We start from the raw sequence: 19,756 nt of genomic DNA on the forward strand, positions 1-19,756 counted from the left end.
GCCTTTGTTATAGAAGGAATCCCTATCCTTTAAAATAGTATCCAATACCTCTTTTGGTTAATACGTACTTTGGATTAGAGGAATCTTCCTCGACCTTTTCTCTTAATCTTCTCACTGTCACGTCTACTGTTCTTACATCACCAAAGTACTCATAGCCCCATACCTTTTCTAGCAGCTGCTCTCTTGTAAATATTTGTTCCTTTTGAGTAGCTAAGAATACCAGTAGCTCATATTCTCTAACGGTTAGGTCAATCACTACATCGCTTTTCCTTACTTCATATCTATCTAAGTTGATAACCATATGATCAAAGGTTAGTTCTTTTGCCTGGTCAAGTTCCTTCACATCCATGGCACGTCTTCTAATATTTGCTTTCACTCTAGCAAGCACTTCTCTCACACTAAAAGGCTTCGTTACATAATCATCTGCACCAAATTCTAAGCCAATCACCTTATCTACTTCCTCTGCTTTAGCAGTTAACATGATAATAGGTGTATTGGATTCACTGCGAATTTCCTTACATACTTGTAATCCATCTATTTTTGGCATCATAATGTCTAGAAGTACTAAATCCGGGTTCTTCTCGCGAAATAGTTTTAACCCGTCTTCTCCATTATATGCCTTAATTACTTCATATCCATCACGTCTTAAATTAAACTCTAAGATATCTACAATAGCCTTTTCATCATCAACTACCAATATTGTATTATTCATATTCCACCCCTTTTAAAATTTCTTCTTCCTCATCTATGGTTTCTAAGAAAATCATACCAAAACAAATGCATTTAGTAAAGAATAATCTACACTTCCTACTCAAGAACAAGAAAGGCACACCATTTATCGGGTGTGCCTTATCTCCTATATATTCATTAATTTATATAATTCATAGGATTTACTGGAGTACCATCGAATCTTATTTCGAAATGGCAATGAGGTCCTGTACTCTGTCCTGTACTACCTACTTTTGCAATTTCTTGATATTGGCCAACTTGTTGGCCTTCAGATACACTAATACTGCTGCAGTGACCATATTTTGTAGTTTCTCCATTACCATGATCAACAATAACCAAGTTTCCGTAACCACCAGACCAGCCAGCAAAAGTTACAACTCCTCCATCGGCAGCTCTAATTGTAGTTCCTGTTGAAGCTGCAAGGTCAATCCCATAATGGAAACCACCCCATCTATATCCATATCCCGAAGACAAGGTATAGCTTGATAACGGCATTATATAAGATCCCGTTGCGCCCTTAGAAGGCAATGCTTTTGTACCTTTTTCAATTACTTTATCTTTAGGTTCTTTCAGTATTTCTTCTTTAGAAGTTGTCCTGCTTACTTCATTCCCATTCACCTTTTTAACCAAAGCCGTGATTTGTTTTTCACCATCAGCACCAGCATCGATTACAGTGTTAGAACCTACATATTTATTAGCGTTGTCAACATAGGTAGTCTTTCTTTCAATAGGAGCCTTGTATACGACTTCCTCTGTTGTTGTAATGGAAAGCTCAGGTTCTGGCACCATTACAATCAATTCTTCGCCAATTTTAATTAGCTCATTGTTATCTAAGCTAGGATTCATTTGAATTAAAGTATCTAAAGACATATTATTGTCAGATGCTATTGTTGAAGGACAATCCCCTGACTTAACCATATATTTTTGAGGTTCTTGATTTTCTTTTGTAATAAGCTCTGTCGCTTCTTCAATAGATAATATCTTAGTAGCATCAACAAAGGTTTCTACTATAACAACTTCCTCGGTAAATTCTACCCCAACCGTTTTCCCTTTGTTAGGATCTCCTGCACCTGTCAAAGTGCCTTCTGCTAAAGTCGAATTTTCAACATTCTTAGTTTCAGCAGCTGTAGCGAAGCTTCTGTCATTATCAAGTGATTCTTTCGCAGATACGATCTTTGGTGTTTCTACCATACTATTGTAGGGGTTAATACTTAGCGTAACGTTAAACTGCGTTTGATCGGATACATAAGAATCTTGTGCATTCTGAAGTACCTTTCTTACTGCATCTTCATTCTCAACTGCGATTACAAAGTCTTCACCTATCCTCATTGCATAGGCCTTAACTTTAATTACATCAATACCTTCCTTAATCGCAAGTTGCATATCCGAAACTAAGTCTTCAGTAATTGCGTATTCCTTAGTTGCAGAAAACTCTTCAAAATACTTAATGTCTGGTGCTACATCTGGATTATACCCAAGTTCTTGACTTAAGTTGTCTATTGCTTGTTTAATAGCCGCTTCGCCTTGCTCTCTTGTCTCTACCAAACCTAGATTTTCACCATTGATAAAAATTCTAAAGCTATTGGTCGCCCACGCTTCTTGAACACCTTGATTATGTGTGTTCCTATAATTAAATGCTGTGGATGTTAATGTGATTGTTCCTAATACTACTACTAGAACAGTTATATATAATGCAAGCTCTTTTCTGCGAATAGTCGAGATATATTTTTTAACTTTACTAATTAGATGCACTCGTTTACCTCCTAACTCTTTTTACGTAACACTTTTGTAACAACTTTATTAAATCTTAACATATTTACAATAATTTGTAAAGTCTTTTTGTTTGAAATACACCTGTGCATCCTATATAGGTTATGAAGAACCGTTGTTTATCAAGGGTTTTCGTGTTGGGAAAATTTGATTCTTGAATAAGTTGTGAAATAATAATACAATACACATATGCCGCGGTTGACATAAGTAGTCACCATAAGGCAGGAGCACATTGAAAACTTATAAACCCAAATTTTAAGGAGGACGTATTTTAATGAGAACATTATTAAAAAAACTCACTGCTTCCGTGTTAGCACTTGCGATTATATTATCTAGTTCAACATTCGCATTTGCAGCAGAGGCAACTAACGCTTCTAAGCTTAACGATCTTGGTCTACTTCTAAATGTAACAGACGCAGAGCTTAGTGCAGAATTAACAAGAGAGATTGGCCTTACAATGATTCTTAAATCATTAGGCTACACACAAGCAGATGCAGATGCAGCTGTTGCAACATCACCTTTTACAGATGTGAAAGGATGGTCAGCAGGCTGGGCAGCTCTTGCATTCTCAAAAGGAATCACAGTTGGTACTTCAGCTACAACTTTCGCTCCTACAGCAAAGTTAACTGAAAAAGAATTTGTAGCTTTCCAATTAAGAGCATTGGGCTATGACACAACTCAAGCATGGGACAACGCAGCTACATTAGCGGTTTCAGCTGGTCTTGTTTCAGCTGGTGACTTACTAGACGCTACAACTTATACGAAAACGAATGCTGCTGAAGTTATGTTCGCTGCATTAACTGCAACTATTCAAGGGGTTACACCTGCGGTTAAAATGATTGATCAATTAATCACAAAAGGTGTTACTACTGAAGCTAAGGCTATTGCAGCTGGTGTTAAGTCAGCTTATGTACCATTAGCAGTATCATCAATAACAGCACTTAACCTTAACCAAATCGTAGTTACCTTCACACAACCAGTAGATGAAACTTCAGCTGAAACAGCTGCAAACTACTCACTTGGTGGCGTTGATCTTACTACAGATAACAAATTCGAACTTCAAGCAGATATGAAAACACTTGTTATCAATTTAGACGTAGCTAAAACTCAATATGCAAAAGCAATCTTTAAAGTAAAAGCTAATGTAGTATTCGGTGATAACGCTTCTGTTGAAACAGTGCCAACATTATCTCAAGAAATGACTTTCTCAGACGTAGCTGTTCCTACAGTTAAATCTGTAACTGTAACAGGCAACAAAAAGTTAACAGTAGAATTTACTGAAACAGTAAAAATACCAGCTGCTTTCATCGCTGCTGCAGGTACTAAATTTAAAATTGATGGTCAATACTTAACAAACATGGCATTTACAAGTGCAACTGCTATTAACGCTACAGCTAACGCTCCTGTATATGCAAACAAAATCGAATTAAACTTCAATACAGCTATTGCTGCTGGCGCTCATAACTTAACAGTTCTTGAAGGCAATACAACTGATTTAATCGACGCAGCAGGCTTCAAGTTATCAGAACAAGTGATTGGATTTACAGTAGTTTCTGTAACAAATGCTCCTTCAGTAGTAAGTGTTGCTGGAGAAACAAACGGAACAATCTATGTAACATATGACAGAAGCATGGATACAAGTGCGTTAACAGAAACAAGCTACAAAATGAATGGAACAGTATTAACAGTAGTAGGTACTTTCAAAACTGGAACAAATGACACAGTAGTTAAATTTACAGGTGTTCCAAGTATCTCTACAGGCGCTAACGTTCTTACAATCGTAAAAGATACCGTAAAAGATTCTTATGGCAACAAATTAAATTCAAGTGAAGACTCAAGAATTTCTTTTAATGCTTCAAATGATACTATTAAACCTACAGTAACAAGTGTTTCTGCACTTACAAACACAAAAGTTAGAGTTAAATTTAGTGAAGCAGTTGCTAATGCTTACGCAGTAAACTTAGCAAACTACAAATTAAAAGATAGTACTGGTGCTACAGTTTCTCTTTCAATTGCACCTGCTGCTGTTGGATCAACTCCAACTGACACTTACGATCTTACAACTCCAGCTTTAACAGGTTCTAACTATACTTTAGAAATCAAAAATATCGTAGACACTGCAGCAACTCCAAACGCAATGGATACTCATACTGCAACATTTAACGGAAAAGATGATGTAGCTCCTACAGTAACAGAAGCTCTTCAAATCGGTGCTTCTCCATCACAAAAGGTAGCAGTATTATTCTCAGAAGCTATGGACACTGCAACATTAACAAACTCTGCTAACTACTACTACATTGACAACGCTGGAACACCTGTAACACGTGCTCTTCCAGGAGGAACAACAATCGTAGCAGGACCTGATAACAAATCAGTTGAAATTACATTCCCTTCTTCTTACCAAGTTAATGGCGCAGCTGCAACAGAATACAGTGTCATTAAAATAGTAACTGGAAATGTAAAAGACATAGCTGGTAACATGTTATCTAACATTTCTTCAACTAACGTAATTGCTGCTGCTGGTGCAGGTACAGTTAAACCAGATTATGTAACAGATACTTTTAAATTAACTTCAGCTTCAGGTAAAGTAACTGCTGAATTTGAATTAGATCAAAACATTACAGCATTAGCAATAGCTGATTTCCAAGTAGCTGGTCAAACTCCAGATTCAGGATATATCTCTGGTAAAAAGATTGTTCTTGAATTCACAAATGCAGCAAAAATGACAGCTATCAAAGCAGCAGGTACTGGTGCACAATTAACATCTGTAGCTCAAACATCAACTAATATTTACGGAACAATTATTACAGCATTCGCAGCTAAGAATGTATATGAAGACATGATCGCTCCATCATTATTAACAATAACTGCTGGTGCAGATGCTTCAAAAGTTAACCTTAAATTCTCAGAAGCAGTAGATGCTACAATCCTCGGATTATACACTGACGACTTTACAGTTGAATCAGGTGGCCAAGTAATCACAGTTTCTTCAGTAACAATCACTACAACAACAGTTGCAAACGATACATTGGTTCTTAACCTTGCAACTCCAGTAGTAACATCTGTAAGCGTTAAAGCAGATGCAAACAAAATTAGTGTTAAAGACTTAGGTAACGACATCGCAGAAACTGCAAACATGTACTCACCTGCAACTTCTGACAAAGATGGTACTAAAGGTGCATTAGCAGATACTTACGCACCACAAATCGTTACTATGACTGAAAATGGTACAGCAACTGTATTAACAGTAACATTTAACGAAGCAGTTAACGCAGCTGCAGCAGTAGTAAACGGTAACTGGACATTTACACCTGCTGGTCCTGCTAATCCAATCGTAAGTGTAACATTAAGTGCTGATGGTAAGGTTGCAACAGTAACTCTTACAGGCGCAGCTCTTGCTGGCGACGCATTATTAGTAGGCGCAGCAGTAGTTGACTCCGCAGCAAATGCTCCTGATGCAGACTTCGATAACGGAACTCGTGGTGCTGGCGCAGCTGGTGCTGGAGCATACACTATTGACTAATAGTAGCCTTCAACGAAGTTAAGTAATAAGTTAAAGATTAAGACTCAACAACCCAACAGTGTATGCTGTTGGGTTGTTTTTTTAATATAATGATACGATTTTTACTAGTACTTTGACGCTGGTTGACCTACCCCTATATTTAAGTATTTGTATTGAGATTCCTTCAAGTAAAATCCTCTTACAATAAACATCCTGTTATTTATACAGAACAATTAATAATATATTAGTTATCATTCAATGCCCATAAAAGATGCAGTATCTAAATCTTCATTCAATACATTTCCCGTCAAATCTTGTACACCTGTAACATCTAATGTATACAATATATTTTCTTGTGGCAAGGTGGTTAATATCCACACTGAACCGTCGGTAACGGAAGTATCCTTAATTACCTTGGTCGGGTAACCAATATTGATTCCAAAATAATATGCTGATTCAATATTTCCTGTTTCATCACTTATTGGTTCACTGAAGACAACCTTCACAGTAGTATTTGATATTGAACTGGCACTTAATACTCCTGGTTTTGATGTATCAATTGGTGTTGCATAGAAGTTATAAGAGGTATAAGTAGATTCTATTTCATTGCCTTCAAGATCTTTGATATTCTTAATTTTAAGAGTACATAAAGCACCGTTCATTTGCTCAAGTGTGGTCAAATAAACAACACCTTGTTGGCTTTGTCTAACAGCTTCAATAATTGTAAAGCCTGTAAGTTCATAATTTGCAAGATCCTCTGCCGTTGCCTCGTCAACATTCTCAGAAAAGTTAACTTGAATTTTATATGACTTTATTGGGTATGCACTATACATTCTAGGTTTCGTTGTATCTGTAGCTTTCCCTGAAAAATATAATTCATCAAAGTTAATATCAATATAATTTCCAGATAAATCCATAATGTTAGAAGCTATTATTTTATATGTTGTATATGCGGTTTGCTTCGTTGTCGTTAGCAAAATGCTAGTTTCAATAATCTCGTCATCAGAATCTAGTTCATATTCTGCTTTTACTACATAAATTCCATTGATCGAATAATTGGCAACATTGATTGCACTTTTATCAACTTTTTCACTGTAGGTAAGCTTTAAACTTGTGCTACTAACAACTGATATAGTGCTTAAAAATGGCTTTGAAAAATCACCATATGTAGACGTATATGTTAATGCATTTTCATTAACTGTTAAGGTGTGTGTAACATATGTGGATTGGGCTTCTGTAGTTAACAAAATAATCTTTCCATCCTCGGAAAGCGTAGATGATAAAACTTTTACCGTAGTACCGTAAGCATTCTTTAACGAAAAATCGCTCACATTTGAAATATAGACAGGACTTTTAAGTGTTAGCTCTAATCTAGTATTAGAAATGGCTCTTATGGAATCTATTTGCGGCTTATTAAGTGGTAGTAACCTTTGTTTCATCGCCTTATCTCTATCTACAACACCTTCATCAACTAGGTACTCAGCCAAAGTTATGCTTGGCTTTTCCTTCATCTTAGAATTTAAAGCTGCATACATAATATTTGCAGCATCTGCTTTGGTAAATCTTTCTGGAGAAGCTAATGCGCTCTCAGAACTAATTAATCCAGCATCTATTGACAGCTTGGCACAATTATCCCATGACTCTAAAACACCATAGCCTAAAACTCTTAATTGATAAGATAAGAATTCTTTTTTAGATAATAATTGTGCTGGCGAAAAGGTAGTACTAGAAGTACCCATAGAAATGCTTTCTTCAATGCCAATATTAGCCCAGCCCGCTCCCCACTTATAAGTCCCCGTTAAGTCCTTAAAGGCTAAGCTATTTGTTGTCTTATTTGCATCTGCATCCTTATAACCAATAGACTTCAAAATCATAGTTAACCCAACCATTCTATTTAAGGTTGTATTAAGTTCTACGGAGGAAATGTTTGAGAGCAAGCCAAGTTCATTCAGCTTCTGAGATGCAGTCAGCGTTATGCCGGAGCTAGGAGTAATACTTGTAGATAAATTAGATAATATTAAAATGGCCATTATATATTTTTTAAATTTTAACTTTCCTATCAGGTTTAACCGGCAAAAACACATTTTAGATCTATTCATTATGATGTCACTCCTTTGTATTGATAAAAGGTTCTGCCCTCAGTTTTTTGAAGACAGAACCACTTAAATTACTTACCAAGTACTACGGGTGTTGAGTATTTTCCTATAGAGTTATTAGTTATGATATTATTATAGCTAATTAATTGATTAAAAGTTAGTGAGTATAGCTTCTTTGTGTCAAGTGAATCAAACTTCAAGATAACCGTTGTTGGATTAATATATGTCACACCGATTGGCGTCTTCTTATTGCTTGTTCCATCTTCTAAATATGAAATACTATAATTTGTTGCCAGTACGTTTTTAATATCAAAAGCAATTTCTTTGTTAAAGGTTATCTTAACTGTATTAGCTCCAATTATAATTGCTTCTTTAACATATGTCTCTTCTACAGCAGTATTGTTATGATAGAATTCATATCTTTCTTCTGCGCCTTGTACGTTTCCTGTAGCATCCTTCAATGCGGAGGCTAAAGCTATTTCATATCTCTTACTACCTGTAAAACTAATGCCTTGTTGAAGGTACAACTTAATAGAATAGGCATTGACATTTTTATCATAAAATACTGTAGCTGGTTGACCTAAATAGGATGAATCGGTTATGTTTCTAATTACATAGTTCCCAATAAGTTTTGCAGACACTTCATCTAGTGGTTTATCAATGTTTACTACTAATGTATTTGCGTCTATAGAATATGCGCCGGTAATTTTAACTTTTGAAGCTGCTACACTTGAATAGGTATAATCAAATGATTTTTCTGTAATTGAATATTGTCTTGAAGCGTCATTAATGTTATTAATCATTAAATTATATTTTTGACTTTGTACCATTGTACTGCCTATTGTAAGTGTCACTGAACGGCTTCCGGTTGTTTGGTCAACAGTTGCTTTTGTAACTTGAATAGGGGTTCCTGTTGCAGTTGTAAGGTAATAACTGAAAACCTGCTCAGCAATGGTTGCATTGACAATTTTATTAAAGTTCAACTGAATCGTATTACTACTTAATGGAATGATACTTGATAACTCAAACGGTTGGCTTGCTGTAGCGACTGCTTTTAGCTTGATCGAATCTCCAACACCATCTCGTAGTTGAACACCATACAGACTAGTTGTCTTTCCATCAACTAATAGTTTATAAATGTCCTCTGCCGTTAAGTTATAATTCTTCAAATATACAGATATTCCATTGTTAACATTTGGAAGTTTACTTAACTGTAGGCTTGTAGCAGATCCCGTCACTACAGTTTGATCTTGTTTCTTAAGTGTGTAATAACTTGGAACTAATACATTGTCATTAATTGGTTGGGTAAAATATACATAAAATAAATTAGTTCCAACAGATTCAATTTTACTAATCATAAAATAATCCGAAATTAATACTTCCGGTCTGAACCCCGTAAAATCATACTTAATTGGTTCATTTTTATTACCATATGTATCTATTACATACGTTAATTCAATGGTATAATCTTCATCCATTTTTTGAGGGGTTTCTAGCTTTATTTTATAAGCATTTGTTTTATCCCCCTTTGTAACTTCAATTGGATTGATAATAGAAGATACACTGTTTTTTTCATATATTTTTATGTCACCTGGATTCAATTTTATTACTGGTTCATTAAATTCAACTTCTATCATAGTTTCAGTAGTACCATTTATTGAAGTAACCGCTGTAGCAATTGTGTCTTCAATTAATTCATAGGATACAGCTTGCTCCTTTGATACCGTGTTATTGTCAATAAAGCTTTGAATCATACGAAGGTTCGTTGTTTTGTTTATAGACCTTAATGTAGAATACAATGCTTCTACTACAGCTCCTCTTGAATAATTAAGGTTATCCGCAGTTGTTTTTCCATAGGCTTCATCTTGTACAATGCCAGCCTTAAGAGAATAATAATTTACATTGTTCCATGTAAAATCAACATTATATCCATAATTCAAGCTCGTAAGCAGCATCTTTAAAAAAGCTTTTTCACTTATATAATCTGCTGGTCTAAAAGTTTTATCTGAAAATCCATTAATAATGCTATTCGTATCACAATATCCAACGTAAGGCGCATACCACTCATCAGGTGAAACATCAGTATAAGATGTATACGAATATTTGTCTTTTTGTGAGTTCACTAAATCATCTTTTCCTAATAGTCTAACGATAAAAGCAGCTGCTTCCGCCCTTGTTAGCTTTTTATCAAGATGATAACTATCCCCGCTACCTCTAAGAATACTAAGTTCATTCAATATCTTTGCCTGTTCTTGTTGACTTAATGTTGAACTCTGTGCGTTAAGCTTATCTACAGGAACAGATAATATAATACTTAGAGCTAAAAACAATAAACTCACTCGCTTGAAAACATTCATCTCTCTACCACCCTTTTTTAATCATAATATTGGTAATATTATATCACTTGTAGATTAAACGGACAATAGTTGACATATTATTGTAATAAGTTTTTGAAAACTTCAACCTTCAAATAATAATCAAGTTTTGATTTTTTTAATGCTAGTTCAGCAAACGCTACATTCTCTTCTGCAATAGCTACCTCTGCCGATGTGATAAGCCCTAGGTCTGAACGTTTCTTTGCAGCATCTAAATCTGTTTTTAAATTCTTAGCTTTAAGTTCATCTATTGTAACTTTATCCTGAGCATTTAATAAGGTATTGTATTGACTTCTAATTTTATATTCAATACTAATTTTTTCATCCAATAAATCGAGTTTTTTATCTGCACTTTCTTCGCTATATCGACTAGATAATTCGTTGTGTTGGTCTGTATTCCCATATTGAGAATAAATAGTACCATGAAGATTTGCTAATATAACCTCTGCATCAAGCTTAATGATTTCACCATTCCAAGTTAAAACCTTATCTATTTTACTTTTTAGATCATCAACCTTATAAACCTCAAACGGAATATCGATTACCTTTAAGGTGTTTTTAGAGGTCATAGCATAATTTATTACTATATTTAAGTCCATAGTGATTTTTTCTTTTTCTGTCTGTAACCCTTTTAGTACATGTTCTTCATTTAATATTTCATTTTCCTTCTTAGTTACAGATGAAGCTACTTCTAAACCTAAATCCATTCTTTTTTTCAACTGTTCTAGTGCAAGCTTAATTCTTTCAATCTTCTTTACTTGTAAAGTAATTTCTTCATCAATTAAAAGTAAGTTAAAATATTTATCTTTTCCTTCTACTTGAAGCTCTTGTTCTTTTTCACTTCTTTCCCATTTACTATAAGCTAAGTTCATTTCCTCTTGTTTAGGATAAAAGGTCTTTTTCTTTTGCGTATCAATACTATCAGTGCCTGCTTCACCTACATTAAAAACTGTATTATTATACTTATTTTGCGCTATTTTTATTTTTTCGTCATACCTTTTTATTTCAATATTGTTTTTCGTAATATACTCTTGTATATTTGATAGATCGATTATCTGATTTTCTCCAAATGTTGGTAAAATAATAACTGCTGCCAAAATCACCGATAACCCGATTGTTAATAATCCTTTAGTTCTCTTCAAGACTCATTCCTCCTTCATTGTTATACCCTGGGCCTATTAAACTTGCATTTTTAATTGCCTTGTGAGCGTCATCGCATTTTCTTAATGCATCGTTATAGTCAATTTCTTTTTGCATTACCGAGATTTTATATCCATCTATAGCATCTTGGGTTACATATCCAAGTTCATAGTATCTGATAATATCTGCTAAGCTTTTTTTAGCATATAACAATTCTTGTAATTTTATGAGAAAGGCTTCATCTTTAATTAAAACATCGTTATAGGCATTTCTTATTTCTGATTCTATGGTTTTTTGTATTTCTTGTTTTTCTAATTGCTTTTCTAACAACTCACTTTCTGCAATCAAGGACTGATCAGCAGAAGAAGAAAAATACTGTTTTACCTGAGTCAGTTCAAGTTGCTTATGACTAATTGATATATCAACAATTTTAATTTCACTTCTATTTTTTAATGCTTCTGTTATATAGTAATTCAAAGAATTGAGTACTCTTTTTCCATCGACTGGAGTATATACATCAATACCTGTTGTTAATTCAATCCCAAGCATTTGTTTAAGTGACATTTGTAGATTTTCGAGATCTCTTTCCAATTTCTTTTTTTCTAATGAAGCAATTTCTCTTTCATTGGTTGCTTGCTCTAATTTTGCCTTTGATACCAAACCTTTTTCATACTTCTTTGTTGTACTCTTAAATTCACTATCCTTTAAGTTAAACGCAGCTGTTTGTAAATCATAATACCCCTCCAGGGTAAGTAAGGCACTATACAATTGTTCTGCGCCAGAGCTTACTCCCGCTTTAGCTGCCTCTACGCCTAATTTCATAGAATCTATCCCTGCTTGCATTGCATGAGGTGCAACAGAAAGCGGATAGACGAACATGTCATATTCCCTTTGTCTAGAAATATTAGCTGAATTTATACCTAAGAAAGCAAATTGCGTAGCTATCGTTTGAAGTTGATAATATTCTAAAACTGTGAGAAGTGTAGCCTCTTCTGCATCTGGTAATGCTATCATATCTGCTTGAATTATCCCAATTCTTGTGTTAATTGTATTTAAGTCACTCGTTAAGGTTGCTATGGTTGCCGCATTTGTTTCAGTTAATAAAGCCATTTCGATACCAGCTTTTTGAGGTAAAATGACAAACATATCATTAAATCTACCATCGCTTTCAGTAGTTGTTTTCTTGCTAGCTAGAGACTTATAGGTAGAAAGCGAATCATACAAATTATCTAATGCCTCTAGTCCTTTTCTCATATCCCTATAACTATCTTCCATACCTTCTAAATCGTTTTCCATTCCTCTAATAACACTACTATGCTTAACAGCAGTAGCACCAACCTCTTCTTTCTTTAACACAATTGTTTTTGTTGGCTCTGTAGCTCCTGTTAACACCGTTGTTGCTGAAATCAGGGATACCACAACCACTAAGCAAAGGATTCCCCTCATTTTTTTTAATATCATGTAATCACCTCATTTGTTTTTCCTTTAACTTTTTTTAACTTCTCTTTTCTTTTCTTCTTAAACTTTTCAATCTTATCTTCTAATATAGCATACATTACCGGAATGAATATCAATGTTAATAAGGTTGACACAGATAGTCCTGCAATAACAACCGTACCCATTGAAGATGAAAGTTCTGCGCCTTCTCCAATACCAAGAGTCATTGGAACTAGACCTAATACCGTTGTTAAGGTCGTCATTAAAATTGGTCTTAGTCTTATCGGTCCAGCATTTAAGATTGCTTCATCCCTTTCTTCTCCCGCCTTTCGCCTTGTGTTAATATAGTCCACAAGAACAATTGCATTATTAACTACAATACCTGCCAATAATATAAATCCAATCATTGATGTAATATTAAGTGTCCTACCTGAAATGAACAATCCTAGCAATCCTCCTGCAAATGCAAGCGGTGTAGAAAACATGATTATAAACGGCATCAATAGCGATTCAAACTGGGAAGCCAGAATCATATAAACAAGTAAAATTGCAAGGCCAAGTGCCATTAATAAATCTGAAAAGGCTTCTGCCATCATTTCATCTTGACCAGTCATCTCAACTGTATAACCATCAGGAATGCTCAGTTTTTCAATGCCTATATTAATCGCCTCAGTTACAGCACCTAAATCCTTACCATTCAAATCCGCTGAAACAGTTACAATTCTAGCTTGATTATCTCTATTTAATGCGATAGGTCCCGTTCCAATCTTAATATCTGCAACAAGCTCTAATGGCACCGTAGTTCCCATCGGAGTTTGGATAGAAACTTGTTCAAGATTGGAAATACTTTCCCCATACAAGTCTTCACCTTCTATTATAACATCAATTTCTTCCCCGTTGTATTTATATCTTGTTGCTGTTTTACCTTCTATTACACCTTTCACTGCATTCGCAACTTGAACAGTCGTTAATCCATATCTCGATCCTGCAGGCTTCATATTAATTTCAATTTGCGGTACAGCATCGGAAATACTTGAGCTCACATTCTTAGTGCCACCAACCTCCTTAACAAGCTTAGTAACATCCTGAGCAAGCATTTCTAACTGGCTGTAATCATCCCCCTTAATACCAACTACAATTGCGCTACCTCCACTCATCATCATCATTGAACTTTGCGCACTCACTGTTGTTTTAACACCTGGTATTTTTCCAATTTTCAATTCAAGGTCATCGATAACTTCAAATACACTTTTATTTCTACTATCTAGCGGCTTCAATACGCCTTGTATTTGCCCTTGATTTTGCGATGAATCAAGAAAATCTGTACTGGTCGTATTAGAAAAGACATAATCGATTTCTTCTACATCTTTTATTTTGTCTATGATATCGTCGATAGCTGCACTTGTGTCTTTTGCAACAGAACCATTTTCTAGCTCCACCGTTATGACAAAAGCACCCTCATCAGCAGTTGGGAAAAATTCGCTTCCAATAAGTGATGTAGAAGCAATGCTGGCAATAAATAATACCACCGCGATTAGTACCACGGACTTTCTATGGGATAGAGACCATTTCAAAAGATTTTTATAATATGCCTCCGTTTTAGCATAAAAAACATCTGTTTTATCTAAAACTACTCCCAAAAACTTATATTTTGTAACATGATGTTTCCCTTGCATATCGTCTACCTTTAACATTTTAGATGCCATCATTGGAATCAATGTTAACGATACGATTAGTGAAGCAACTAATGAAAAGGTTACAGTTAGGGCTAACTCCCTAAACATAATAGAAGTAATACCTTGGACAAAAGCAATCGGTAAGAAAACCGCTATTGTTGTGAGGGTAGATGCTGTAACCGCCATAGCTACTTCTTTCGTTCCCTCTATGGCTGCCGTACGTCTTGAATGCCCTTCTTGTCGATACCGATAAATATTCTCTAGAACTACTACCGAGTTATCAACGAGCATACCAATTCCCAAGGCAAGACCCCCAAGGGTCATCATATTAAGCGTAATATCATTAAAGAAGATCAGTACAAAAGTAGCTATTACAGAAATTGGAATTGATAATCCAATAATCAAGGTACTTCTTATATTTCTTAGAAAGATAAATAAAATTAGTACCGCAAGTATACCTCCAAATAATGCATTGCTTGATACTTGTGCAATAGATTGATTTATGTACTCAGATTGGTCAATTACGATATCAACCTTATATTTGCTTGTTTTATTGATTTCTTCAATTGTTTCTCTTACCTTATCTGCAACCGCAACTGTATTTGTACCTGATTGCTTTTGTACTGATAAACTTACTGCAGATTCTCCATTAACCTTAGAAATACTTGTAAGCTCTTTATTTTCAAGTGCAATCTCTGCTACATCTTGTAAACAAATGACCTTTCCTGTAGCAAGAAGGATTGGAATATTCTTTACATCTTCTATTGATTTAAATTCTCCAACCATTCTAACAAGGAGAGATTTATCTCCCTTATTTACTTTACCAGCTGGAAGGTTTAAGTTTTGTGCAGCCAAATTTTGTGCAATTGTATCCATTGATAGTCCGTAACCATTTAAGCGGTCAGTATATACTTGAATACTAACATAATTTTCGTATCCACCTGATATATCTACTGATGCTACACCCTTGATTCTCTCCAGGCGACTCTTTAAATCATTTTCAGCATAAGCTTGAAGTGTTGCTACATCCGTTCCAGATACAGATATTTGCATAATCGCTCCTGCATTCGGGTCGATCTGCATTACCATTGGATCTGATGCACCTTCTGGTAAAAAGCCCTTTACCATATCCACTTTTTCTCTCATTTTCAAACTTGTGAAGTCCATATCAGTCCCAAAATCAAACTGTGCAACTACAATAGAGTTGCCCTCCATAGTGATTGATTGAATCACATCGATATTTTCTACTGTACCTAACGCTTCTTCAATAGGTTTTGTAATTAATGTTTCTATTTCAACAGGGGCAACATTTGCGTAAGAGGTGCTTACAATAGCAACTGGTATTTCTATATTTGGAAATAAATCAATTCCAATTCTTGAGAAAGATACCGCCCCAAGAACCACAACGATTAAAATTAGCATAACTGTTGTAACAGGTCTTTTAACCGCTAACTCAGAAATATTCATCACTGATCACCTCTTACCATAGTTATTAAAGAATCCTCATCTAAAAATCCAACACCCTTATAGATATAAATTTCGCCTCCCGTTAAGCCTTTCAGTATTTCTATATATTCACCATTATCAATACCTACTTCAAGTTCTCTTCTCTCAATAGCATTGTTTTCTTTTTCTACAAAAATAAAGTTTTTGCCTTCTTGGAAAAAAACCGCTTCCCCTTTCACATAAAGAGCATCCTTCTTTTCCTCGGTTCTTAGTTTTACATTTGCAAACATTCCAGGTTTTATTTCATGGTTCTTGTTATCAACTTCAACAGTTATTGAATATAAGAGTGTTCTAGCATCTGCTGCAGGGCTAATTGTTTTAAGCGTACCCTTGAATACTTTATCTCCTAATGAATTAATTACAACTTCAACTTCTTGACCTTTGACAAGCTTGTTAACCATATTTTCAGTAATATCAACATTGACCGTAACCTTATCAATGTAATTGATAACCATTGCTGGTTGGGCATTTGAAGCAAACATACTTTCCACAACATTAATGGAAGAAACATAACCATTGATTGGTGCTGTATAGCTTGTATCTTCTAATGTTCCTGATGCTGTATTATAACCTGCTTGTGCTTGCTTAACCATTGCCTTGGCATTCTCAATTCCGAGGTTCGCTTGATTTTTTGATTGTTCAGCCTGCTGTAATTGCTTGTTTAGTATTTCTAAGGTTGATTCTGAAGCTTGAAGCTTCGTTTGCTTATATTCTGCTTCAGATATAATACCTTCTTTATAAAGCTCATCATATTTGGCTAAATTTTCACGAGAAAATTCATATTTTTCAAAGTTCAAATCATAATTTGCTTTCGCCATGTCATAGCCCGTTTGAGCTTGCTTCGCCGCCTCTTGTGCGTTGAGCACTCCAAGCTGGGCTTGCTCTAGACCTGCATTCGCTTGAGTGACTTGATTTTGAATATCCTCTGTTTCTAATTGAAATAATAATTCACCTTGCTTCACTTCGTCGCCTACTTCTACATTGATCTTTCGAACAATTGCAGGAACTGTAGGTATGATACTAACTGTTTGCTCTGCAGTAATTGTTCCCGTTAACACAGCATAGTCATTCACTGTTCCTTTTCTTACTGCTTCACCTTCTACGGTAATAAGATTTGTTTCAACAACAGTTATTTGAGAATCTTTTATTTTATTGTAAACTCTAAGGCCTATCAAACTAACGATTATGACCGCAATTGATATTATTATATAATTCTTTTTCTTCATCACTAATCCTCCTGAAATTCATTTTTCCGTCTCTAATAGCTATTAATGTCCTTATCGTACTTTTAAAGGTAAATTCAATATATTGAATGACATTTTGAACAAACACTTCCTCTTCCTCAGCTTCAACGATAATTTTGGTTAAACCTTCAACAATAGAAGTGGAAAAAGCTTTCGCAAATAACGTTCCTTTTACGATCTCTTGATCCTTATTAACCTCAGCAATAACCGTATCCATAAAAGCGGCTTCCATTTTAGAAATCATAATAGGCTTTATATCTTCGTATTTGGAGCCTTTGCTTTTTTCTAGAAGTATGTATAATTCGTCTCTATGTCCTTTTCTCGTGCTAATAAAACGATTAATTAAATCCATATGCTCTAGTAGATTCACATCTAAAAAAAGCATCTTATATTCAAAATGTACATTGCTATTAATGTTCTCATATATTGTTGAAACAATATTATCAAACAAACTGTGCTTATCACTGAAGTATCTATATAGATTGCCAACTGAAATACCTGCATTGGTTGCTATCGCTCTCATAGATGCTTTTTCGTACCCATTTTCTTTAAATTCTTGAATAGATGCAATGCGTATATTTTCTCTAACGTCTTCTTTTAACACCTGTGCCATTAGTAAACCTCCGTTCATTATTAATAATAATGATACCAAATCAGGAAATTAAAGTCAATTAAAAAAGTATAAAATTTCCCTAAAGAAAGGGTTAGGAAACTATTAGAAATGGTCAGGATTCTCTTTTGTAAATGCAAAAAAACGCGGGTTTATCGCGTTTTTTTGTGTAGCTTATTATTTAATTTGTTTTTAATTTACCTGTAGTTTGGCATACATTACCATTACATTCCTTCAACTCTATAGCTACTCTGTATTCCAATGACTTCTTCAAGGTTTTTTAGTTCTCCCAATGAGTTGTCGAAGCTTCTCAGTGAAACTTTGTGTGAAATAATGATTATTTCAGCACCTAAACCGTCGTTACAAGGTTTTTGCAGAATTGATTCGATACTCATTTGGTTATTTTGAAAGATGGTTGCTATTTTCAAGAATACACCAACTTCATCCTTTACTTTTAATCTCATAAAATATTTAGAATATATTTGCTCTTTTGTTTTGATTAGCTTTCTATTGTACTGATTTCTAATGCTTTCACCATTTACACCCAGCCTCATATTCTTAATGACTGCTACTACATCAGAGACAACAGCCGTAGCCGTGGGTAATCCACCTGCTCCAGGGCCATAAAACATCGTTTCCCCAACAGCCTCACCATATACATAGACTGCATTAAACTCATTTTCAACTGCTGCCAATGGATGGTGGGTAGGTATTAATGTTGGTTGAACACTAACCTCTACTGCATCATCAACTCTTGATGCAAGACCAATTAATTTAATTGTATAACCCAACAGTTTTGTATAGTCTATGTCTTCCTTAGTAACCTTAGATATACCTTCAATGTAGACATCATCTAGTGCTACATTTGTTAAAAATCCTAAGGTAGCTAGTATTACCATTTTTCTTGCCGCATCTAAGCCCTCAATATCTGCTGTTGGATCTGCTTCTGCAAATCCGAGATCTTTTGCTTTTTCTAAGGCAGCTTCATAGCTGGAACCTTCATTCGTCATCTTTGTTAGAATATAGTTCGTTGTTCCATTGACTATGCCTAACATCTTCGTGATTTTATCTGATGCAAGACCATCTACAAGACTTCTAATAATAGGAATACCTCCAGCTACACTAGCTTCATAAAATAAATCACATCCATTATCCCTAGCACAATTTAGTAGTTCAAGGCTATGCATAGCTATCACATCTTTATTTGCTGTAACTACATGTTTTTTATTGTTCAGTGCTCTAAGTAAAAATTCCTTTGATTTTTCGACTCCTCCAATCACTTCGACTACGATGTCTATACTCTTGTCTTCAAGAATATCATTAACATCTGTAGTAAATATCCCCTCTGGAATTTCTATCTGCCTCTTTTTCGTTACATCCCTAACTAAAACCTTAGATACCTCAACTGCACAACCCAGTTGTTGTTGAAGCTGAGCTTGATGATTTTGAATGATTTGATACACACCCGAACCAACGGTTCCTAATCCTAATAATCCAACTTTAATTTTCATAACTATACCTCGTCTTTCTCATGCGCACACGTGTAGTTGTATGGTGTACATTATAGGCTTCTTTTATTATTTTGTCAATCTATAATTATTCTAATACATTTCACAAAAATTAAACTTGTATTAGAAATAAAAAGCCTAACTGATGGTGCAAGTTAGGCTG

General features: G+C 34.9%; 11 protein-coding genes. 1 reads left to right on the plus strand and 10 read right to left on the minus strand.

Annotated features, from left to right (window positions below; translation table 11 throughout):
* Positions 1–22: 22 nt before the first annotated feature.
* Positions 23–712, minus strand: coding sequence for a DNA-binding response regulator (locus tag CVU84_15315; GenBank protein ID PKM93545.1), 690 nt, complete (start codon positions 710–712; stop codon positions 23–25).
* A gap of 155 nt (positions 713–867) precedes the next feature.
* Positions 868–2,481, minus strand: coding sequence for a hypothetical protein (locus tag CVU84_15320; GenBank protein PKM93546.1), 1,614 nt, complete (start codon positions 2,479–2,481; stop codon positions 868–870).
* Between the two features lie 292 nt (positions 2,482–2,773).
* On the opposite strand from CVU84_15320, the gene CVU84_15325 reads away from it, so the two are divergent.
* Positions 2,774–6,022, plus strand: a complete 3,249-nt coding sequence (locus tag CVU84_15325; protein ID PKM93547.1) for a hypothetical protein — start codon at positions 2,774–2,776, stop codon at positions 6,020–6,022.
* 230 nt (positions 6,023–6,252) lie between these two features.
* On the opposite strand, the gene CVU84_15330 is transcribed toward CVU84_15325, so the two are convergent.
* From CVU84_15330 to CVU84_15365, 8 genes are all read right to left on the minus strand, one after another.
* A complete protein-coding gene (locus CVU84_15330) occupies positions 6,253–8,100 on the minus strand; it encodes a hypothetical protein (GenBank protein PKM93548.1) in 1,848 nt (615 codons plus the stop codon).
* 68 nt (positions 8,101–8,168) lie between these two features.
* Complete coding sequence (locus CVU84_15335) at positions 8,169–10,454, minus strand: hypothetical protein (GenBank protein PKM93549.1); 2,286 nt, start codon at positions 10,452–10,454, stop codon at positions 8,169–8,171.
* 77 nt (positions 10,455–10,531) lie between these two features.
* Positions 10,532–11,614: a hypothetical protein gene (locus tag CVU84_15340; GenBank protein PKM93550.1), complete on the minus strand. Its 1,083-nt coding sequence runs from the start codon at positions 11,612–11,614 to the stop codon at positions 10,532–10,534.
* Entirely contained in the window at positions 11,601–13,073 is a 1,473-nt protein-coding gene (locus tag CVU84_15345) for a hypothetical protein (GenBank protein ID PKM93551.1), read from the minus strand. Before CVU84_15345 ends, CVU84_15340 begins: the two co-directional genes overlap by 14 nt.
* A complete protein-coding gene (locus CVU84_15350; protein PKM93552.1) occupies positions 13,070–16,192 on the minus strand; it encodes a multidrug ABC transporter in 3,123 nt (1,040 codons plus the stop codon). Before CVU84_15350 ends, CVU84_15345 begins: the two co-directional genes overlap by 4 nt.
* Positions 16,192–17,457 carry a hypothetical protein gene (locus tag CVU84_15355; GenBank protein ID PKM93553.1) on the minus strand — a complete coding sequence of 422 codons (1,266 nt, stop codon included), beginning with the start codon at positions 17,455–17,457 and terminating at the stop codon, positions 16,192–16,194. Before CVU84_15355 ends, CVU84_15350 begins: the two co-directional genes overlap by 1 nt.
* Entirely contained in the window at positions 17,408–18,106 is a 699-nt protein-coding gene (locus CVU84_15360; protein ID PKM93554.1) for a hypothetical protein, read from the minus strand. Before CVU84_15360 ends, CVU84_15355 begins: the two co-directional genes overlap by 50 nt.
* A gap of 203 nt (positions 18,107–18,309) precedes the next feature.
* Positions 18,310–19,602 carry a homoserine dehydrogenase gene (locus tag CVU84_15365; GenBank protein ID PKM93555.1) on the minus strand — a complete coding sequence of 431 codons (1,293 nt, stop codon included), beginning with the start codon at positions 19,600–19,602 and terminating at the stop codon, positions 18,310–18,312.
* Positions 19,603–19,756: the final 154 nt, after the last annotated feature.

It is taken from the genome of Firmicutes bacterium HGW-Firmicutes-1 (assembly GCA_002841625.1).
Taxonomy (GTDB): Bacteria; Bacillota; Clostridia; order Lachnospirales; family Vallitaleaceae; genus HGW-1.